Origin of the sequence: Allorhizobium ampelinum S4 (assembly GCF_000016285.1) — a bacterium.
Classification (GTDB): Bacteria; Pseudomonadota; Alphaproteobacteria; order Rhizobiales; family Rhizobiaceae; genus Allorhizobium; species Allorhizobium ampelinum.
On sequence record NC_011989.1, the window covers coordinates 2,806,012 to 2,822,541 of the forward strand.

At 52.4% G+C, this 16,530-nt stretch carries 17 protein-coding genes; 9 read left to right on the forward strand and 8 right to left on the reverse strand.

Annotated features, from left to right (window positions below; genetic code table 11):
• Window positions 1-81: 81 nt before the first annotated feature.
• From AVI_RS13340 to tssI, 5 genes are all read right to left on the reverse strand, one after another.
• A complete protein-coding gene (locus tag AVI_RS13340) occupies window positions 82-1,128 on the reverse strand; it encodes a hypothetical protein (protein WP_041696958.1) in 1,047 nt (348 codons plus the stop codon).
• Between the two features lie 273 nt (window positions 1,129-1,401).
• Window positions 1,402-2,100, reverse strand: coding sequence for a hypothetical protein (locus AVI_RS13345; protein ID WP_041696961.1), 699 nt, complete (start codon window positions 2,098-2,100; stop codon window positions 1,402-1,404).
• Window positions 2,097-2,735 (reverse strand): hypothetical protein, encoded by a 639-nt coding sequence (locus AVI_RS13350; protein ID WP_015916849.1) that lies wholly within the window; start codon window positions 2,733-2,735, stop codon window positions 2,097-2,099. The genes AVI_RS13345 and AVI_RS13350 overlap by 4 nt, the downstream gene beginning before the upstream one ends.
• Before the next feature lies 1 nt (window position 2,736).
• A complete protein-coding gene (locus tag AVI_RS13355; RefSeq protein WP_015916850.1) occupies window positions 2,737-4,002 on the reverse strand; it encodes a hypothetical protein in 1,266 nt (421 codons plus the stop codon).
• Window positions 4,003-4,016: 14 nt separating this feature from the next.
• Complete coding sequence (gene tssI / locus AVI_RS13360) at window positions 4,017-6,104, reverse strand: type VI secretion system tip protein TssI/VgrG (RefSeq protein ID WP_015916851.1); 2,088 nt, start codon at window positions 6,102-6,104, stop codon at window positions 4,017-4,019.
• A gap of 346 nt (window positions 6,105-6,450) precedes the next feature.
• Between tssI and AVI_RS13370 the strand changes: the two genes are divergently transcribed.
• From AVI_RS13370 to AVI_RS13390, 6 genes are all read left to right on the forward strand, one after another.
• Entirely contained in the window at window positions 6,451-7,410 is a 960-nt protein-coding gene (locus AVI_RS13370; RefSeq protein WP_234617850.1) for a phage head morphogenesis protein, read from the forward strand.
• A 16-nt stretch (window positions 7,411-7,426) separates the two neighbouring features.
• The gene (locus tag AVI_RS13375) at window positions 7,427-7,819 is read left to right on the forward strand and encodes a hypothetical protein (protein WP_041696967.1); all 393 of its coding nucleotides are present in this window, start codon (window positions 7,427-7,429) and stop codon (window positions 7,817-7,819) included.
• Window positions 7,820-7,827: 8 nt separating this feature from the next.
• The gene (locus AVI_RS13380; protein ID WP_041696969.1) at window positions 7,828-8,271 is read left to right on the forward strand and encodes a hypothetical protein; all 444 of its coding nucleotides are present in this window, start codon (window positions 7,828-7,830) and stop codon (window positions 8,269-8,271) included.
• A gap of 207 nt (window positions 8,272-8,478) precedes the next feature.
• A complete protein-coding gene (locus AVI_RS31820; protein WP_080516995.1) occupies window positions 8,479-8,676 on the forward strand; it encodes a Com family DNA-binding transcriptional regulator in 198 nt (65 codons plus the stop codon).
• Window positions 8,645-8,923, forward strand: coding sequence for a hypothetical protein (locus tag AVI_RS13385; protein WP_041696971.1), 279 nt, complete (start codon window positions 8,645-8,647; stop codon window positions 8,921-8,923). The genes AVI_RS31820 and AVI_RS13385 overlap by 32 nt, the downstream gene beginning before the upstream one ends.
• Window positions 8,920-9,285 carry a hypothetical protein gene (locus AVI_RS13390; protein ID WP_041696973.1) on the forward strand — a complete coding sequence of 122 codons (366 nt, stop codon included), beginning with the start codon at window positions 8,920-8,922 and terminating at the stop codon, window positions 9,283-9,285. Before AVI_RS13385 ends, AVI_RS13390 begins: the two co-directional genes overlap by 4 nt.
• A 202-nt stretch (window positions 9,286-9,487) precedes the next feature.
• Here AVI_RS13390 and istB read toward each other — a convergent pair whose 3' ends face one another.
• Both istB and istA read right to left on the reverse strand, forming a co-directional pair.
• The gene (istB, locus tag AVI_RS13395) at window positions 9,488-10,282 is read right to left on the reverse strand and encodes an IS21-like element helper ATPase IstB (protein WP_015915598.1); all 795 of its coding nucleotides are present in this window, start codon (window positions 10,280-10,282) and stop codon (window positions 9,488-9,490) included.
• Window positions 10,272-11,789, reverse strand: a complete 1,518-nt coding sequence (gene istA, locus AVI_RS13400; protein ID WP_015914912.1) for an IS21 family transposase — start codon at window positions 11,787-11,789, stop codon at window positions 10,272-10,274. Before istA ends, istB begins: the two co-directional genes overlap by 11 nt.
• Before the next feature lie 1,104 nt (window positions 11,790-12,893).
• Here istA and AVI_RS13405 point away from each other — a divergent pair.
• The 3 genes from AVI_RS13405 to AVI_RS13415 are packed head-to-tail and all read left to right on the forward strand — an operon-like array spanning window position 12,894 to window position 14,881.
• Entirely contained in the window at window positions 12,894-14,033 is a 1,140-nt protein-coding gene (locus AVI_RS13405; RefSeq protein ID WP_015916855.1) for an alanine dehydrogenase, read from the forward strand.
• Window positions 14,026-14,658 (forward strand): class I SAM-dependent methyltransferase, encoded by a 633-nt coding sequence (locus AVI_RS13410; RefSeq protein ID WP_041696975.1) that lies wholly within the window; start codon window positions 14,026-14,028, stop codon window positions 14,656-14,658. Before AVI_RS13405 ends, AVI_RS13410 begins: the two co-directional genes overlap by 8 nt.
• Entirely contained in the window at window positions 14,648-14,881 is a 234-nt protein-coding gene (locus tag AVI_RS13415; protein ID WP_012650518.1) for a DUF6429 family protein, read from the forward strand. The genes AVI_RS13410 and AVI_RS13415 overlap by 11 nt, the downstream gene beginning before the upstream one ends.
• On the opposite strand, the gene tnpC is transcribed toward AVI_RS13415, so the two are convergent.
• Window positions 14,862-16,520: an IS66 family transposase gene (tnpC, locus tag AVI_RS13420; protein WP_015914915.1), complete on the reverse strand. Its 1,659-nt coding sequence runs from the start codon at window positions 16,518-16,520 to the stop codon at window positions 14,862-14,864. The two genes, AVI_RS13415 and tnpC, sit on opposite strands and share 20 nt — an antisense overlap.
• Between the last annotated feature and the right edge of the window lie 10 nt (window positions 16,521-16,530).

The window sequence follows — 16,530 nt, forward strand, 5'->3', positions numbered from 1 at the left end:
GCACCGCCAAGGAGACTGTTAAAGATTACGAAGCAAGTGATACGTCGCTAAAGAAAACAAACGCCATCCCCTCCCATTGATTTAATGTACTCGCTTCAAAATTGACTGCATGACGAGATCATAGCCCGTTATTCCCCCCAACCGGACGAAGAAGGGCCCTGTCTCATCAACACCAGGAGCGTAATGGGTGACCATAAGAACGGAGTATCGAACGCCTGCTGATGCAAACAGGCTCAGGCGGACCTGTGCCTGTCCACCGCTATCTGCAAGCTTGTCAACGACATAGGCATAGGAGCGCCCCATATCGCCACTGCCAAGGCCTGACAAATCTCCTTTGGTCGCCAGGACGGGATTAGCAAAAAGCTTCGCATTCTGCTCCAGCCAGTTGTGCATCATTCCATCCGCGACGGAGTCAATTGCGTCAGCGCTTGGGGGTGCGGTTCCAGCCGATGCGGCAACCATGATCGCAGAGAGGGGATTATCAGCATCCCCCTGTTGCAGATGGAGCGTTCCAGGCAGATCACCGCTAAAATCATTATCAACTACAGAAAATACGGAGGGATAGACCAAAGTGAGTGAACCCTTCGCACCCAAGGATATCTTCAGATGCTTAATCTGATTGGCGTCAAACCCTTCCTTGACCCCGTCTTCAATTTGAAACGAATCTTTCAGCATGCGAGCCTGTTTTTCAAACTCGGAGTGGTGCTCAGCGTCGCCTTGCATGAAAAAACATAGAACTTTGTGCTGTCGCACCTGGCATATGGAACGAGCAAGTTTGGCAACCGTGCGTTCATCTTGTGTTCTGCCTTCGGCGTCGGCAAATGTGAGTGAGATGTGATTTGCCTCGGTAATTCCGAAACCGTTTTCCATCAATAATTGCTCACTTATAGAAGGCGCTTCCGCCGCGAAGCCTGGCTTAAACAAAGCCACGGTCACTTCGAACTTATCTCTATCATCGGGCACAAACACCTTTGCCAATTCCCCGCGACCTGGCGCTTCGATCGCTTCCGCCTTGGCGAGTAGAGTTGTCAGCGAATGACCCTTGGCAAAAAAAGAAGCCTTGACGTCATTTCCCAAATTTGAAGATAAACGTTTGTAGCCAAGATCCTTCGCCGCCTGCTCGGTCAATGTCTGCCTCCTCCCTGTTTCTCGTTTTGAAGATGCCGCTTGTCCGACACTCGCATAAGCACAAAGCGATACTGCAGCCACCCCTACAATGCAGCCACCCCTACAATAATGCATCGCGTAATAATTGGTGCACCCGTCTGAACCATACAAGCGTCGCCTTGCCTTTATCCGCTTTATTCGATCCATTAATTTTGTGTATTCTGCCGAAAAGTATTGTAAAGGCATTATCTAAATTTCTGGCAGCGATCACGTGATCACAACGCCGCAATCTTTTCAGGAAGAGCCATTCAAACGAAGATTCTCTTCAAATAATCGTTGCATCACCAACCGGCCATTAATGACCGCTTTGCCCAAGTCATCAACGTTAGCATTTTTTCTGAAGTCAGCTTCCCAAACCTGTTTTGGCATAAGCTGAAATTGAAAAATGATACCGTCACCCAGAGGCTTGATGGCAAAATTACTGACTAATTCCCAGCTGTATCCTTCAGAACTATACTGATACAAGGATACCTTACGGTGCCAACCGCCTTCCTGATTATCGAGTAAACGTTCATCTATCTTCTTTAAATCTTTAACATCTAAGAATTCCTTTGTTATGTCGAGGCGAAACTGATCATAATCTGACGTATTGACTGCATTAAACTTTAGATATTCAGCCCAAAATATTGTCAATGCATTATCTGAATCGTTGGCCTCGATCACTCGCCCACAAGTACCTTGAGTGTTACCTTGCTTGTAGGAAAGCGAGAAGCCGGGATCATTCTTGACGTCTCGAACTTGGTAAACCTCCACATTTTTAAGAGGGCAAATTTCGACCTTTTCTAGTTCAAATCCACGCTCGCGAAACCACAAATATCTCGTATGCCCCACAAAAAAGAAATTAATATGCCAATAAAAAAATGCCATTAAAAAAAATAAAAAAATAAATTTATTGATTTTTTTATTTTTTTTAATAAATAAAAAATTACTCATTTGTATTTCTCGTGAAAATTATCTAAATTTTTATTATACCAAAAGGAAATGAAATCATTTATTTCTTTCATTTGAGGCTTTATTTCTATAATTTTTCCATTTTTTAATTTTACTGATTCTTTGTTTTTGAAAATCTTTGGCACAATTGAGTATATAAATAATGTTCCTTCGTCTATATCCAGTAGCGTTGAATTAAATTCTGATATTCTGTCGTAATCAGCTCCTTTCAAGCCAACCTCAAATTCATAACTAAATAAAAAATCAGATCTTTTTTCATCTAGGAATTTTATATATCTATTATTGGATTCTGTGTACTCGTTAATTATAAATTCTGCGAAACGTTTACGCTCTGTGTCTTTTAGTTTATCTTTTACCAAAAAAACACCAAAATTAGCTAAACCAAAACCATCAGTGGACACGGCCGAAAATGTCCACTGGCAGGCGAATTTATCTTCTTTTTTTACCGGTGAAGCTTCAACATCCTCCTTAGGAACAAATATGTTTACTTGAGCGCACAGTTGTCCCACTTCTAAATTATCGAAAAAGCTTGTTTTTTTATCTTCTGCCATGATGTTATGCCCGGTGAAAAAAATAGAAAGAGATAAGGTGATTTTTAAAAATAAATTTCTATTCATTTTACTCTCTCTTGAACTTTTCAACTTGAGCCTCACCACCAACCTTCACTCCGGGACCCAGTTGCCCTCCCACGCTTCCTTTTATGTGAAAGCCTGACTTTCCAACCTTAGCCTCTCCTTCTGCCGTGTAGCCAACTCCAACGCTTGCACTTGCCTCCCCTCCAAGACAAATACCCCAATCATAATCGTCATGCTCGACAGCCTTGCAAAGCTCTTCGGGGAAAGCCCAATTCATATGGTTGCTATCGCACGCCCTCTTGATCGGTCTAGCGGGAATAAAGCAACCTTTGACGCTACCTGTCCCTTCGAGAAGAGTCATGTTAGCGGCGAGCTTTCCGCTAGTTGCTGCCTCTCCTTTTTTAAAATCAATAGTTGCCTGCCCTTCAGCTTTTCCCGATATTTCCACCGCTTTAACACGTATTCCTGCCTCCCGAGGCGCTATGCCATTTTGTCCCCCCTTCAACTTGTTATCCCAATCAAGAAGCCCTGCCTTCCCGCCAATTGATGATTTTACACCATAAAGATCACTGTCCTCAGTTTTGATCCGACCAGCGGTGAATTCCGCTTCAGATTTAGCACCGAATACATTTAGCTCGTATTGATGGATGCCCTCTTCATCTTTTTCTGATTTAACTGCGTATTTTTTATTAAACTCATCTGGTTTGTATTTTATTCCTTGTTCTACCGTTTTATCCTTCTTTAAAGGATCGGAACCAGGAGCAGCATTCGTTTTGACTTCGTTCTCTTTCTTCGAAAACAAACTCCATTCAGACTCTTTTTTTTCTTCTTTTTTATTGCCTGAAGGCGCTGCTAACGTTTCATTTGCATCTCTTTTACTCGCATACTCGACGAGGTTTTTTAAGTCTTCCCTAGAATTCAGATCGTTATCTGAAAATAATTTGGGCTTCTCCTGAAAAAAGGAACTGTATCTGTCCGTAGATTTTTGATAACCAACATGGCAGCCTGCGGGACAGTTTTCGCCGTGAAGCACAGGCTTCCATGGCGAACTGTCATCTTTCGTTCGACCGGCATCCGAAGACGCCTCACCGGCACCCAAAACATCTTTGTGATGCACATGTTTAAATTCATCTTCTTGCTTCGTGGTTCTGTGCTCTGCATCTGGCAAGGCACCAATCGGGTCGGGCTTTGGATAAGGCGACGGAGAAAGTGGGACGGGCTTTAAAAGCGTGTCCGACATAGCTTTTCGAAAAGCCACAGGATAATAAGATTCCGGTCTATCAAAAAAGCTTCTCAAGCGATCTGACATGATTTGGCGGCCTATTAGTTCTGATGAATTTCCAGCGCTTTTAGATAGATTTTTCCGTCTTTTACATGGATCGACGCATCTTTTCCGACCTGCAGAAGAAATTCTTCGCCAACATAGATACGACGGCTTTTGCCGATATCTTCCTGATAGTCACCGCGCACTATGAGGCTTTTCTTCCTGCCAACCGTGGTCTGTTGAACATTCCCCACAATTGTAGACTTAACCACCCCAACAACCTCGGAGGATCCGCCATTCACAATTTCAGATTTATTTTTCTCAACGAAAATCTGGAAGTTTCCCTTTCCAGGATTAAGCGGATCGGGAATATGGAATTTCTCGAGAAGACCTCCAACACTTTTAAATAAATTCCCCGTCCGGGATAAGAGGAACTCAGAAAGCTTGTTCCGCCCAACTGCAATCGACATGTTTCCGGCGATTACCTCTTCATGATCTCCGGCAACCTGTATGGTTTTGTCGCGACCAATGAATTCGTGTTGATCGTTTTCTATTCTTTTGGATCTGTCGTTAAGAACGTGAACATTCATATCCTTTTGGGCATGAAGATATATTTCCTCGCGTTCCTTCTCATCTTCGAAGCTCAATTCATTGAAACCTTTACCCTGGTGAGTATTCGTCCGGAACACGCTCTTTGTCTTATTCGCAGGTAAGGTATAAGGCACAGCATTCTTCGGGTTCGGCACCACACCGGTCACGAGCGGCCGATCAGGATCGCCGTCGATAAAGGCAACCATCACCTCCATGCCAATGCGCGGGATGATCTGGCCGCCCCATTGGCCGCCCGCCCAATTTTGCGCCACCCGCACCCAACAGGTATCAGAGCCGTCCTTCTTGGCGCGCCTGTCCCAGGGATACCAAACCTTGATGCGGCCATACTGGTCGGTGTGGATCTCCTCGCCCGATGGCCCTGCAACGATCGCCACCTGCGCCCCCTCAATGCGGGGGCGTTTCGTGTCACGATGCGGGGTTAGCGGCACGCGTGACGGGATAGCCTCGAACTCATTGCGATATTCTGGTTCGTTCTCCGTCGTTTCATAGGAGCGATCAACGACCCAATGGGTAATCCTGACGATCACATGCTCTTCGTATTTGTGTTCCGGATGCGGCTCCTCATAGGGCGTGAACCGGCGTCCTGCTTCCAGGAAGCGCACATTGGACTGGCCCGTCACCCGCTCATGGTCGGCTTCCGTCGCCTGGGTTCGGAACGTTTCAGCCACTTCGGCTTCTTTGATATCGGAGATGCGGGCCGGATATTCGTAAAGCTCGCGCTGCTTGGCGCCCGGCATCTGGATCAGCGACGGCGTGACATTCAGCGGCACAGTGCTCGGCGTCTCGAAATTCCAGTCCGCGCCGGCACGCTGGCCGGGGACATAGGAGAACTGCCGCATCCATTCATTGATATGGTTGCGGTCCGATGAACCTTGGGCTAATCTGACTTTGTCGACACCTTCTGCCGCAGCCGATGGCTTGCTCCAGGCCACCTTGCTGTCGCTGACCTTCAGGCGATGAACGCCGGTCTCATGTTCAAACCAGTAGAACAACCCGTCTTGCTCGAAGCGGCGCAGTAGGTAATCGAGATCCGTTTCATTCCATTGGACAGAATATTCGCGCGATGGCGGTGTCTTGTGCAGAGGGGCATAGGCGGCACTGGGAAGACCGTGTTCAGAGAGCAATGTTTCCATCACCTGGATGGCCGTCATATTCTGCCAGATCCGGCAATCGGAACGGCGCGACAGCAGCCATAGTTGCGGACGGATGGTCAGGGTATAGGACCGTAATCCACGGGTCACCGGCGGTCCCTCGGACAGATTGGTCACCAGTCCGTTGAACGGTCGGCGCACGCCATCCCCGTCCAGTTCACCCTGCCGGATTTCCAGGGAGACATCGACCAGTTTGCCGATCAGCTCTTCAGGCTTGACTGCCTCGCGCTTGGCGCGCACCGACAACGTGATCTCGAACAGACGATTGACGCCTTCGTCAACCATCATCCGTTCAGGCAGCAACTGGTCTTCACCCAAGGGTGACGAGACCTTCAGCACACGGCTTGCTTGAATGAAATCGGCCGGCGACAGAATGTCGTCCATGGATTGCCCCCCATATAACGTCATCGAAAATCGTCAAAACAGCTCGATCGCGCAAGGAAACTGTTTCAATCACGCCATCCATGACGAGAATAAGCTAGCCTCCCAAAAGGTCAAGGTCTCGCTTGTGCTTTTGATGCACTGTCAATTGAACCCTGGAGTAGACCACCAGAAGCTATCAAACCAGCGATTCGCTCGCTTCAAAGACAAGCTTTCAACTTTCGATGAGAAAAATGCGGTTAATGGCCACAAGGGATGCCACATGCCAACAAAGAAAACGAACCGTGCTTCCTCCCCGCGATTTTAATGCAGTCGCTTCAAAATTGACTGCATAACGAGATCATAGCCGGTGATCCCTCCCGCATTCTCCAGCCTTTCCACCCGCCGCCTCAACACCATCCGCACCGCCATTGAGGCCGCGCCTGATTATCCAGACGCCGCCCGCGCCATTCTCACCCTTGGCGCAAAATGGACCCCAGATGCATTTGGCAAACTGCTAGGCGATGGCTTGGAGCTGGCGGCCCTTCATGGACGCGAGGCCGCGTTTACTGACGGCGAGGACGATGACGCCCGCTTTGCTGACGCTGACGTATTCAACCAGCCGTTCAAGGAGCAGATTGACTTCTTTACCCAAAAGCGGGGCAAGCCGACCAAGGCGTGGACCGATGCCCTGCGCGGCACCCATGACCGCGCCTTTGTTATTGCAGGCGCCTCCGATCTCGCCATGCTGTCGGATTTTCAGACTGCCATTGCCAGCGCCATGCAAAACGGTACCACCTTCGCTGATTTTCAGAAGGACTTTGACCGGATCGTTGCCAAATACGGCTGGGCCTATAAGGGTGAAGGTGGCTGGCGCAGCCGGGTGATCTTTGAAACCAACCTGCGCACCAGCCATATGGCGGGGCGGCTGAAGCAGATGCGCGACCCTGACGTGCTGAAGCTGCGCCCCTATTGGGAATATCGCCACGGTGAAACCCGCAAGCCGAAAATTCCGCGCACCCAACATCTGGCGTGGCACGGCAAATGCTACCCGCATGATGATCCGTTCTGGCAGACCCATTTCCCACCGAACGACTGGCATTGTTCCTGCGGTGTGCGCTCGCGCTACATGCCGGAGACCGCCGATGATGCGGCTCTCGCCAATGACGTCTGGGGCGATGACGCGATCCTGGCTTATGTCCCCGAAGCGGGCGACAATTTTCAGGTGCCGTCCTTTGCTTACGATCAGCCTTTTGGGCGATGTCACGATCCGCAAAAAACATACGACCTTTTCCAGCGCCATCACCATTCGGGATATGGACGGCGTTAACGACCAAAAAAGGGTATTGCGGACCGTAAGCTTTTCGCCGACTGCGAGCAATTCACCGAACATCTACGGCAACAGCTATCCGGCAGGCGTAGAACTCCAATCCCGCGTCGGTCTGCGGCTCGATTATGTTTCGTTGATCATTCCCGACACACCAAGCACGGTGACCAACACGAACGTGTTCGGCGTGCATTACGGCATGGCCTTCATCATGACTTATGGCACCTTGTCGGCGGAAAAGGCCACGACAAGCGCGGTTCTGTTCCAGCCGTGGTGGGCCGCACCGCTTGAAGTTTGGTGCTCAAACGTTGCTATCGCTGATAGCGCCAGGGGCCATATCCTTTCGGGTATCGCGGCAAACGCCAATCCCCACGTCATCGCCAACTATCGCTCCAATCTGACAGCATTGTGAGGTTTTAAATGACCGCTGATCTCTCTACACTTGTTCCAGCCGTTCCTGCGCAATCGCTGACCATTGATTACAATGGCCAGACGTATGCTGGGTTTAACACCGACGCCCTGGCCGATGCAGGCGTCCCCCAAACCGTTATCAAGGACGCGCAGGCCCTTGCTCACCACGAGGCCGTCAAAGCCGAATGCCGCCGCCGCATCTATGCGGTTGGCTCGTCCGAGGCGCAAATGAACGTCACGTCGATGACCGCCGCCATCAGCGCCAAAACGGAAGCCAATCGAACCGCAGAAGAAAAGGCCATCGTTGCCGCCGCCAGCCAGTCCATCGAATGGGTGACGGCCATGCGCGGTCGGTTCGCGGAGTTGGCCGAAGATATGGAAGCGAACTATCTGGCCGACGCAAGCTGGCCGGAATGCCCGCAGGCCGTCATCGATCTCTATGCGCAGTTCTAACGCCTGTCGCGCAAAAGTGCATCGCGGTTTTGCGAGAACGACAGGCGCAGCAAAAAACCTCGCATAGCCGCCGGGTGCCGGGACAAAGCCCCGGAAGACGGGTCCAGTTTGGCGACCAACCCCGTCCGACATCAAGCACGCTCAACTGTCCACCCGTTCTGCCCGAAGGCAGAGCGCGGTCATAATCGGAATCTTGAGCGTTAGAAAATGAAAAATATCCGTTGCGGCACATGCACCGCCCTTTTGTTCAAGGCAGGGCGGGCATTCGCAGGGGACATCGAAATCAAGTGCCGCCGCTGCGACACCATCAATCACTTGAGGTCAGCCGAGCCCGAACCGGATCGCCAAGAGCGGCCAAACGAAACGGCAGACTATGAAAAAGCAGAAGGCCGATTATCCGGCTGACTTCCCCGAAAAGACCAAGCAGCCCGATGCGACCGTGCGTGTGGCCGCGACGGGCTACGAGGCAACGGTGATGATGCGGATGATCTGGAACGGCAAGCTTCAGGCCGGTGTTTCGTTCGCGGAGGTTGCCGAAAAGGAAATGCGGCTGGCTGGCATTCAGCGCTCCATCGAACCGCACGAGCTTGGAAGGAAGGCTCTTGAAATATTCCGCTTTGCCGATTTCCCCGGATGGATCATTCGTGGATGACCCTGGACGATATAAACAAACCGGGCGGCGACATGGCCGACCTGACAAATTTAAGTTTTCGTGTCCAGAAGCTGTTGCGGATTTGTCCAGAAGGTCGCGCCGCGCCACAGACAACGACTAACGGCGCTTCATCACATAAGCGGTTGATTTCACTTATTAAAATTTTCACCGCAATATTTAAAATGATATTTTGTGGCGCACCCGACAGGATTCGTCATCAAAATTCAAAACATCCTAATAACTTGATTATAATCAATAAAAGCCAATTTTTAGGAAATCTAAAATTCCTATTTGTATCGCAGTTTGTATCTCATTTTGTATCGCACAAAGTGAACTTCTTCGGGCTGAAATTCATCGCATAACCGCAGTAGAATATTAGCCGCTAGCAGCCAAGCAATCGTTCACCGTGAGACGTCGTCCATACGGGATATATCTCCATCGACTTCGCCCCCCAAGATTTCGGACGGCCGTCACTTCCGTCAGACCAACGATTGTTGGTTTCCACGCGGAACTGAGCCGGTTTTTCCACCGAGAAGTGAGCCACCTCTGAGTATGGTTTTCTGCTCAGGCTTTAGTCAAGGTGCTGGTCTTTTCTCCTCTCTTCTGTGCTGCTGCGGCCGAACTGGCCTTGAAGCGGAAGCTGTCGTTTCCTGTTTCCAGGATATGGCAACGGTGGGTCAGGCGGTCGAGCAACGCGGTCGTCATTTTGGCGTCGCCGAAGACGGTCGCCCATTCGCTGAAGCTGAGGTTGGTGGTGATGATGACGCTGGTGCGCTCATAAAGCTTGCTCAACAGGTGGAACAGCAGCGCTCCACCTGAGGCGCTGAACGGAAGGTATCCGAGTTCATCGAGGATCAGCAGATCGAGGCGAACCAAGGTCTCGGCGATCTGACCTGCCTTGCCCTTTGCTTTCTCCTGCTCAAGCGCATTGACCAGTTCGATGGTCGAGAAGAAGCGGACCTTTCGGCGGTGATGTTCGATGGCCTGGACACCAAGCGCGGTCGCGACGTGTGTTTTGCCTGTGCCCGGCCCGCCAACGAGGACAATGTTCTGTGCTCCGTCCATGAAGTCGCATCGGTGCAGTTGGCGCACCGTCGCCTCAACGATTTCGCTGGTGGCGAAGTCGAAGCCGGAGAGGTCCTTGTAGGCAGGAAAGCGGGCGACCTTCATATGATAGGCGATGGAGCGGATCTCACGCTCGGCCACCTCGGCTTTCAGTAACTGGGACAGGATCGGCACGGCAGCGTCGAAAGCCGGAGCACCTTGCTCGATCAGGTCCGTGACGGCCTGGGCCATGCCATACATCTTCAGACTACGCAGCATGATGACGACGGCAGCACTGGCAGGATCATGACGCATGGCGACCTCCCACGATGCGGACACGTAAACCGTCATAGCGTTCGACATTGGCCTTGGGTTCACGCAACAAGGTTAGCGCCTGTGGCGTGTCGATATCGGGACCATCGGTGGTCTTGCCGTCAATCAACCGATGCAGCAGGTTCATTACATGCGTCTTGGTCGCCACGCCCGCATCCAGAGCCAACTCCACAGCACGGAGTACGGCCTGTTCGTCGTGATGAAGGACAAGGGCAAGGATATCGGCCATCTCACGATCACCGCCAGGACGACGAAGCATCTGCTCCTGTAGTTGTCGAAAGGCAGACGGTAATTCTAAAAACGGTGCGCCATTGCGTAGGGCTCCGGGCTTGCGTTGGATGACGGCAAGGTAATGCCGCCAGTCGTAGATCGTTCGCGGTAGCTTGTGGCTGCGCTCAATAATCCGCGCGTGTTCACACAGAATGTTTCCCTCGGCCGCAACAACCAGTCGGTCTGGGTATATCCGCAGGCTGACGGGCCGGTTCGCAAATGATGCTGGCACGCTGTAACGATTACGCTCGAAGGTGATCAGGCATGTTGGTGAGACGCGCTTGCTCTGCTCGACGAAGCCGTCAAACATGGCAGGGAGCGCCATCAATGCTGCCCGCTCATCGGCCCAAACATCCGCGATCGTGCCTGACAAGGTGCCATGCAGCGTCTCCCGCCACAGCTCCTGGCAATGTTGCTCCAGCCAGTCATTCAACGCCATCAGATTTGGAAAGTCTGGCATCTGTTGCCACAAGCGTGGTCGGGCATCCTGGACGTTCTTCTCGACCTGACCCTTTTCCCAACCGGCCGCTGGATTGCAGAATTCGGGCGCAAAGACGTAGTGGTTCGTCATCGCCAGGAAACGGATATTGACCTGCCGCTCCTTGCCACGGCCGACCCGATCAACGGCTGTGCGCATATTGTCATAAATCCCTCGCGCAGGCACACCGCCGAAGACCCGGAAGCCGTGCCAGTGAGCATCGAAGAGCATCTCGTGCGTTTGCAGCAGGTAAGCCCTGACCAGAAAGGCCCGACTGTGCGATAGCTTGATATGTGCGACCTGAAGCTTCACACGCTCGCCAGCGATCACGGCATAATCTTCACTCCAATCGAATTGGAATGCTTCACCTGGGCGGAATGATAACGGTACGAATATGCCGCGGCCCGCCGTCTGCTGCTCAGCCTGCCACTCACGGGCGAACGCGGCGACCCGGCCATAAGAGCCGGTAAAGCCGAGAGCCACAAGATCGGCATGAAGCTGCTTCAGCGTTCGGCGCTGCTTGCGCGACCGCCCTGCCTCGGTCTTCAGCCAGCCAGAAAGTTTGTCGGCGAAAGGATCAAGCTTGCTCGGTCGCTCCGGTACCGTAAACGTCGGCTCGATCGTGCCAGCGTTCAAATACTTTGCGATCGTGTTACGTGACAGCCCAGTACGCCGGCTGATCTCGCGGATCGACTGCTTCTCACGCAGCGCCATCCGACGGATGATGTTTAAAAGTCCCATGTGGATCACTCCGTTGCCCCCGTCGCTCACCGCGTTGGGGGAAGGTTCACATGGCTCAATTCTCAATGGAAATTATCCGCCTAACCGGCTCAGTTCTGCGTGGAAACCAACATTCGTCCAAGCGCGTGAGCGCGACACCAGCGTCGAAAGCCGGCCGCATCAGGGCTGTCATGCTGATTTTTGCGAGATCGTAAGCCATTGAAATCATGGTAAATGATTTGCTAAAAGAACTCTATATAAATATTACAGTTCCTCACATGGTATAATTGTCAGTTGGCGGTATAACCATCGATAAGTAACCCTTATCGAATATTATAGTCTGGCGTTGAGGTGGCCCTTCCATCTCGCTTTCGTCAGGATCATTTTATGCGAAAGCCGAACTCACCTCTCCCGCAATCATGGTCGGCGATTTCCGCTCAGACGAATTTGCCCAGAGTGCCCTTAGCAGTTTGCTCCGATGGCTTGTTGGACCGCGTCCCGTATCGCATTTCGAGAAGCTTTGCATAGGTATCGATATGTCCTTATGGCGGAGGCGATCGACGGCCTCGACATAGCAAAGGCCTGCGTAAAGCAGCCGTCCACTCGTTACGAACGAACGAAAAGGACGGAGCCGACCCGGGGGATCGTCACAAAATCAAAAGGAGAGCCCGGGTTGTCTTCACCCGCTCAGCGCCACGCCATACTCATCGTTTAACGATAACGGTCTGTTTCATTCCCACACAACGTGGCTGGCAAAAAATGCTTGGTTACCGGTTCATTAAAAAACTCTCCAAAAATCGCAACACATTCAGACGGATAGCTCTTTAAATATAGATTTTCTAATTTTTAGATTAGTACAACGCAGTTGCACAGCCGCAGGTTTTCGTGGTTTTAATAACCCATCGCTGTATTACTAGCCTATGCGTTAGCATACCTCTCCCATACGACATTTGTGTGAACAACTCAGTCGTAGGATGACAGTCTTACCAAGTCACAATAGCCAGATCCTGCAATACGTTGGCGCTTGTCGGTAGCACCTGGCGCTGCGTGAGTGATTATTATTCCGGTTCAACACTGATCGCGTCGGCACTGCGTGTGCCGCGACGAAATGACATGAGGCAAACTATGCAGCCTTCCGTCTCGATTTTAAAAGAAACGCGCGACGATGACAAACGTGTCATCTTACTTCCCGATGCTGTGCGAATGTTTTCCGACGAGGGATTCGACGTATTTGTTGAAAAAAATGCCGGCGTTGGCCTGAATATCTCCGATCGAGAATACGCGGATGCGGGTGCAACAATCACATCAACTGATGAGGCGTGGGCCGTCTCGCCTTTTATCTTGAAATATAAGTATCCGAGCGTCGACGAGCGGAAATATTTGTGCCGTCCGCTGCACATCGCAGCTCATTTTTATCCGGGCGAAAACTATGAACTTACGCAGCATCTAAGAGCCAACAGCATCACGGCATACAGCTACGAATATTTTAAGGCCGATGACGGATCTTTCCCTCTCATGACGCCCGACAGCGAAATCAGCGGCAAGTTGGCTGTCCTGCTGGGCGCACGGCAATTGCTATCTTCTCAAGGCGGTTGCGGAATCCTGTTGGCTTCAATCCCCGGAATCTCCTCACCCAAAGTTGTAGTCATCGGTCACGGAAACGCGGGTGGAGCTGCGGCAAGAACGGCTGCCGCCCTTGGCAATGAGGTCACTGTATTTGGGCATCGCGCAGAGAGCCTGAGGCGGTTCCAGTCGACTGTTCCGTCCTCCGTGAAGTGCCTGCTGCTGGACGACGAAACCCTTGCTCGCGAAGTACAGGATGCCGACCTGGTCATAGGAGCCATCCTGATCTCAACCTTCGACACGCCGGCTCTAATATCCGAAGAACTGGTCAAACGAATGAAAAAAGGCGCTGTGATCATCGACGTCACTTGTGGGTATGGCCCAGGATTCCTACCAACCGCAGATAAGCTTACCCGGCTCGGCGCCCCCGCCTACGAGGTACATGGCGTCTGGCACTTCAAGGATCCTGTCTTGCCAACACAAGTCCATCGGACATCGGCGATCGGAGCAAGCAATAATCATACCCCTTACCTCATCAATCTCGGGAAATCGATCTTCGACAGGTCGTTCAAAGATCCGGTCTCGGAGCGGGCAAAATTTACTGATGGCGGAGAAATTGTTCACCCCGACGTGCTCAGCGATTTCGCTTTTATCGAGCAGCTCGCCGCGCGAAACGTCAGTGAGGAGCGGCGTCATGGATGATTACGTTCAGGTTTCCTACAAGGAACGTGCCTCACTCTACGCAGCAGAATATACCGATACGGTTGACTTTGATTTTTTACGCAGCTTCGTCACACCGGCTGTCACGTCGATTCTCGAAATACCCTCGGGGGTTGGTAGAAATGTAATGAACATGGCAACCACCGGCTGTTCAATCGTCGCCGTTGACAGAGAACCAGAAATGGTGCGGTTCCTGGAGGAGCGCATCAGGAGTTCTCAGCCTAAATCCAATGTGGAGGCCTTGGTCGGCGATCTGACGACATTGGATCTGGACAAAGTATTTGATCTCATTCTCGTTCCGCGGGAGGCGTTTCAACTGCTCACATCCCAGGACGCGTCGCGACAGGCGCTTCTCTCCTTAAAAAAGCACCTATCGCAGCGCGGCATCCTCATTATCGACCTATCACCGTTCTCTCACTCGCCTGCCGCCGCTCATGACTTGCGACCGGATTACTATAACCCCATGCTACCCGATGGCGTGTGGAATTTCGATTGGGAACGTCAAGCGAATGCGCAGGTGCGCTTTTCGCGGGAGCATCGTATCCATCCGAGCAGAACCGCGGGATTTTGCTCGCCGCGCGTGATAATGTGGGTCCATGGAGATTGATGAGGACAAGATCGATGACGCGGTTTTGGCACTGCTATGGCTGACGCTGCATAACGAGGGTTGTGCGTGGAAAGGCTTCGACTGGGCAACGACGGATCGACTTCATAAGAAGGGCATGATCGGCGACCCGGTTAACACGTCAAAGTCGTTGATCCTGACCGATGAAGGCTTGGAGCGTTCGGAGGCGTTGTTCCGAGAGTTGTTCACCCGACCGGCGCTATAGCTATCCCTTTGCGCAACTTCCATTGCCAAGGCAGCAGTTCGTGCAGGCGGGTGACGGGGAGATCGGCGATGCGGGTGAACACATCGGCAAGCCATGCCTTTGGGTCGACATCATTAAGACGGCAGGTTGTGATGAGTGTGAGCATGACGGCAGTGCGCTCGGCCCCACGCTGGGACCCGGCGAAGGTCCAGTTGCGGCGTCCCAATGCAATACCTCTTAAAGCGCGCTCGGCGGCATTATTTGTGAGGCAAATTCGGCCGTCTTCCAGGAATAGCGCAAAGCCGTCCCAGCGCTTGAGCATATAGTCCATGGCTTTGACGAGGTCGGATGATCTGCTGAGCGTGGCGCGCTCGCGTTGCAGCCACGCATGCATGTCGTCGAACAGCGGCCTGCTTTTGTGCTGTCGCACCGCCAATCGCTCTTCAGCGCTCAGCCCATTGATCTGCCGCTCGATGTCAAACAGCGCGTCGAAGCGTTTGACGGCCTCAAGCGCGATCGGGGAGATCGGCCTGCCATTGCGCTTGCTGTCGCGCGCACTTTTTTCGAGATCGGCCAACTCAAAGAATTTTCGTCGTGCATGCGCATGGCAAAAAGCAAACGTGATCGGCACGTCTTTCTGTGCGGCAATCGATATCGGCTCGAACCCGTTGTAACAATCCGTCTGCAGAATGCCGCCATATCTGGCCAGATGTCTTTGCGGATGCTCGCCTCGGCGGTTGCTCGAGGCGTAATAAACCGCAGCCGGGGGTGCATCCCCCTTGAAGGGCAGATCATCACGCACATAGGTCCAAATGCGCCCAGTTGTGCATTTGCTTTTGCCCCAGATGGGAATGGTGGTGTCGTCACCGTGGAGGCGCTCAGCCGCAAAGACCTGGGCCTCGATGAGATCGAACAGTGGCATGAGAGCCGATGTTCCAAGCCCGACCTGATCGCCAAGCGTTGAGGTCGACAGATCGATCCCCTCGCATTTGAACCGGGTACTCTGCCGATTGAGCGGGCTATGCATGCCGAACTTGTCGAACAGGATCGTCGCCAGCAGTTGGGGTCCTATGAAGCCACGCGGGGTGGCATGGAAAGGGGCTGGCGACTGGCTGATGGCCTCACAGTCACGGCAGGTGAACTTCTCGCGCACCGTCTCGATGACCTTGAAGCGGCGCGGAATTTCTTCCAGCGTCTCGGTAACGTCCTCACCCAGTTTCGACAGGCGCGACCCGCCGCAACACGCGCAGGTGCTCGGAGGGGCAATGACCACGCGCTCGCGCTCGACATCGTCCGGCCAAGGCTTGCGAACTGGACGCTTGCGCACAAACGGACGCACGTTTGCCGTTTTGGCCGCCGCTGCCTGCGCTGCAACTTCATCTTCGCTCGCTGCCGTCACCAGCTCTTCGAGCTGCAATTCCAACTGATCAATCAGCCGCGCTGAGCGTTCACTGCTCTGGCCGTGTAGTTCGCGCTTGAGCTTGTCGATCCGCAATTCAAGACTGGCGATCCGCGCATCGCGATCAGATAGCATGGCTTGCGCATTGGCAGCCTCCGCGACTGCAATGTTCCGCTCGTTGACGACGACATCGTGATTGGCCAGTAGCGCCAAATAGGCGCTGGCAAGGTCTTCGGGAAGAGCGTCAGGTTTCAAAGCCATGACACTATTC

What these genes read in the sequence shown, in the direction of transcription:
- AVI_RS13345 (WP_041696961.1), bottom strand. Translation starts at nt 2,100, where the DNA reads ATGAGTAATTTTTTATTTATTAAAAAAAATAAAAAAATCAATAAATTT.
- AVI_RS13350 (WP_015916849.1), bottom strand. Translation starts at nt 2,735, where the DNA reads ATGAATAGAAATTTATTTTTAAAAATCACCTTATCTCTTTCTATTTTT.
- AVI_RS13355 (WP_015916850.1), bottom strand. Translation starts at nt 4,002, where the DNA reads ATGTCAGATCGCTTGAGAAGCTTTTTTGATAGACCGGAATCTTATTAT.
- tssI (WP_015916851.1), bottom strand. Translation starts at nt 6,104, where the DNA reads ATGGACGACATTCTGTCGCCGGCCGATTTCATTCAAGCAAGCCGTGTG.
- AVI_RS13380 (WP_041696969.1), top strand. Translation starts at nt 7,828, where the DNA reads ATGACCGCTGATCTCTCTACACTTGTTCCAGCCGTTCCTGCGCAATCG.
- AVI_RS31820 (WP_080516995.1), top strand. Translation starts at nt 8,479, where the DNA reads ATGAAAAATATCCGTTGCGGCACATGCACCGCCCTTTTGTTCAAGGCA.
- AVI_RS13385 (WP_041696971.1), top strand. Translation starts at nt 8,645, where the DNA reads ATGAAAAAGCAGAAGGCCGATTATCCGGCTGACTTCCCCGAAAAGACC.
- AVI_RS13390 (WP_041696973.1), top strand. Translation starts at nt 8,920, where the DNA reads ATGACCCTGGACGATATAAACAAACCGGGCGGCGACATGGCCGACCTG.
- istB (WP_015915598.1), bottom strand. Translation starts at nt 10,282, where the DNA reads ATGCGTCATGATCCTGCCAGTGCTGCCGTCGTCATCATGCTGCGTAGT.
- istA (WP_015914912.1), bottom strand. Translation starts at nt 11,789, where the DNA reads ATGGGACTTTTAAACATCATCCGTCGGATGGCGCTGCGTGAGAAGCAG.
- AVI_RS13405 (WP_015916855.1), top strand. Translation starts at nt 12,894, where the DNA reads ATGCAGCCTTCCGTCTCGATTTTAAAAGAAACGCGCGACGATGACAAA.
- AVI_RS13410 (WP_041696975.1), top strand. Translation starts at nt 14,026, where the DNA reads ATGGATGATTACGTTCAGGTTTCCTACAAGGAACGTGCCTCACTCTAC.
- AVI_RS13415 (WP_012650518.1), top strand. Translation starts at nt 14,648, where the DNA reads ATGGAGATTGATGAGGACAAGATCGATGACGCGGTTTTGGCACTGCTA.
- tnpC (WP_015914915.1), bottom strand. Translation starts at nt 16,520, where the DNA reads ATGGCTTTGAAACCTGACGCTCTTCCCGAAGACCTTGCCAGCGCCTAT.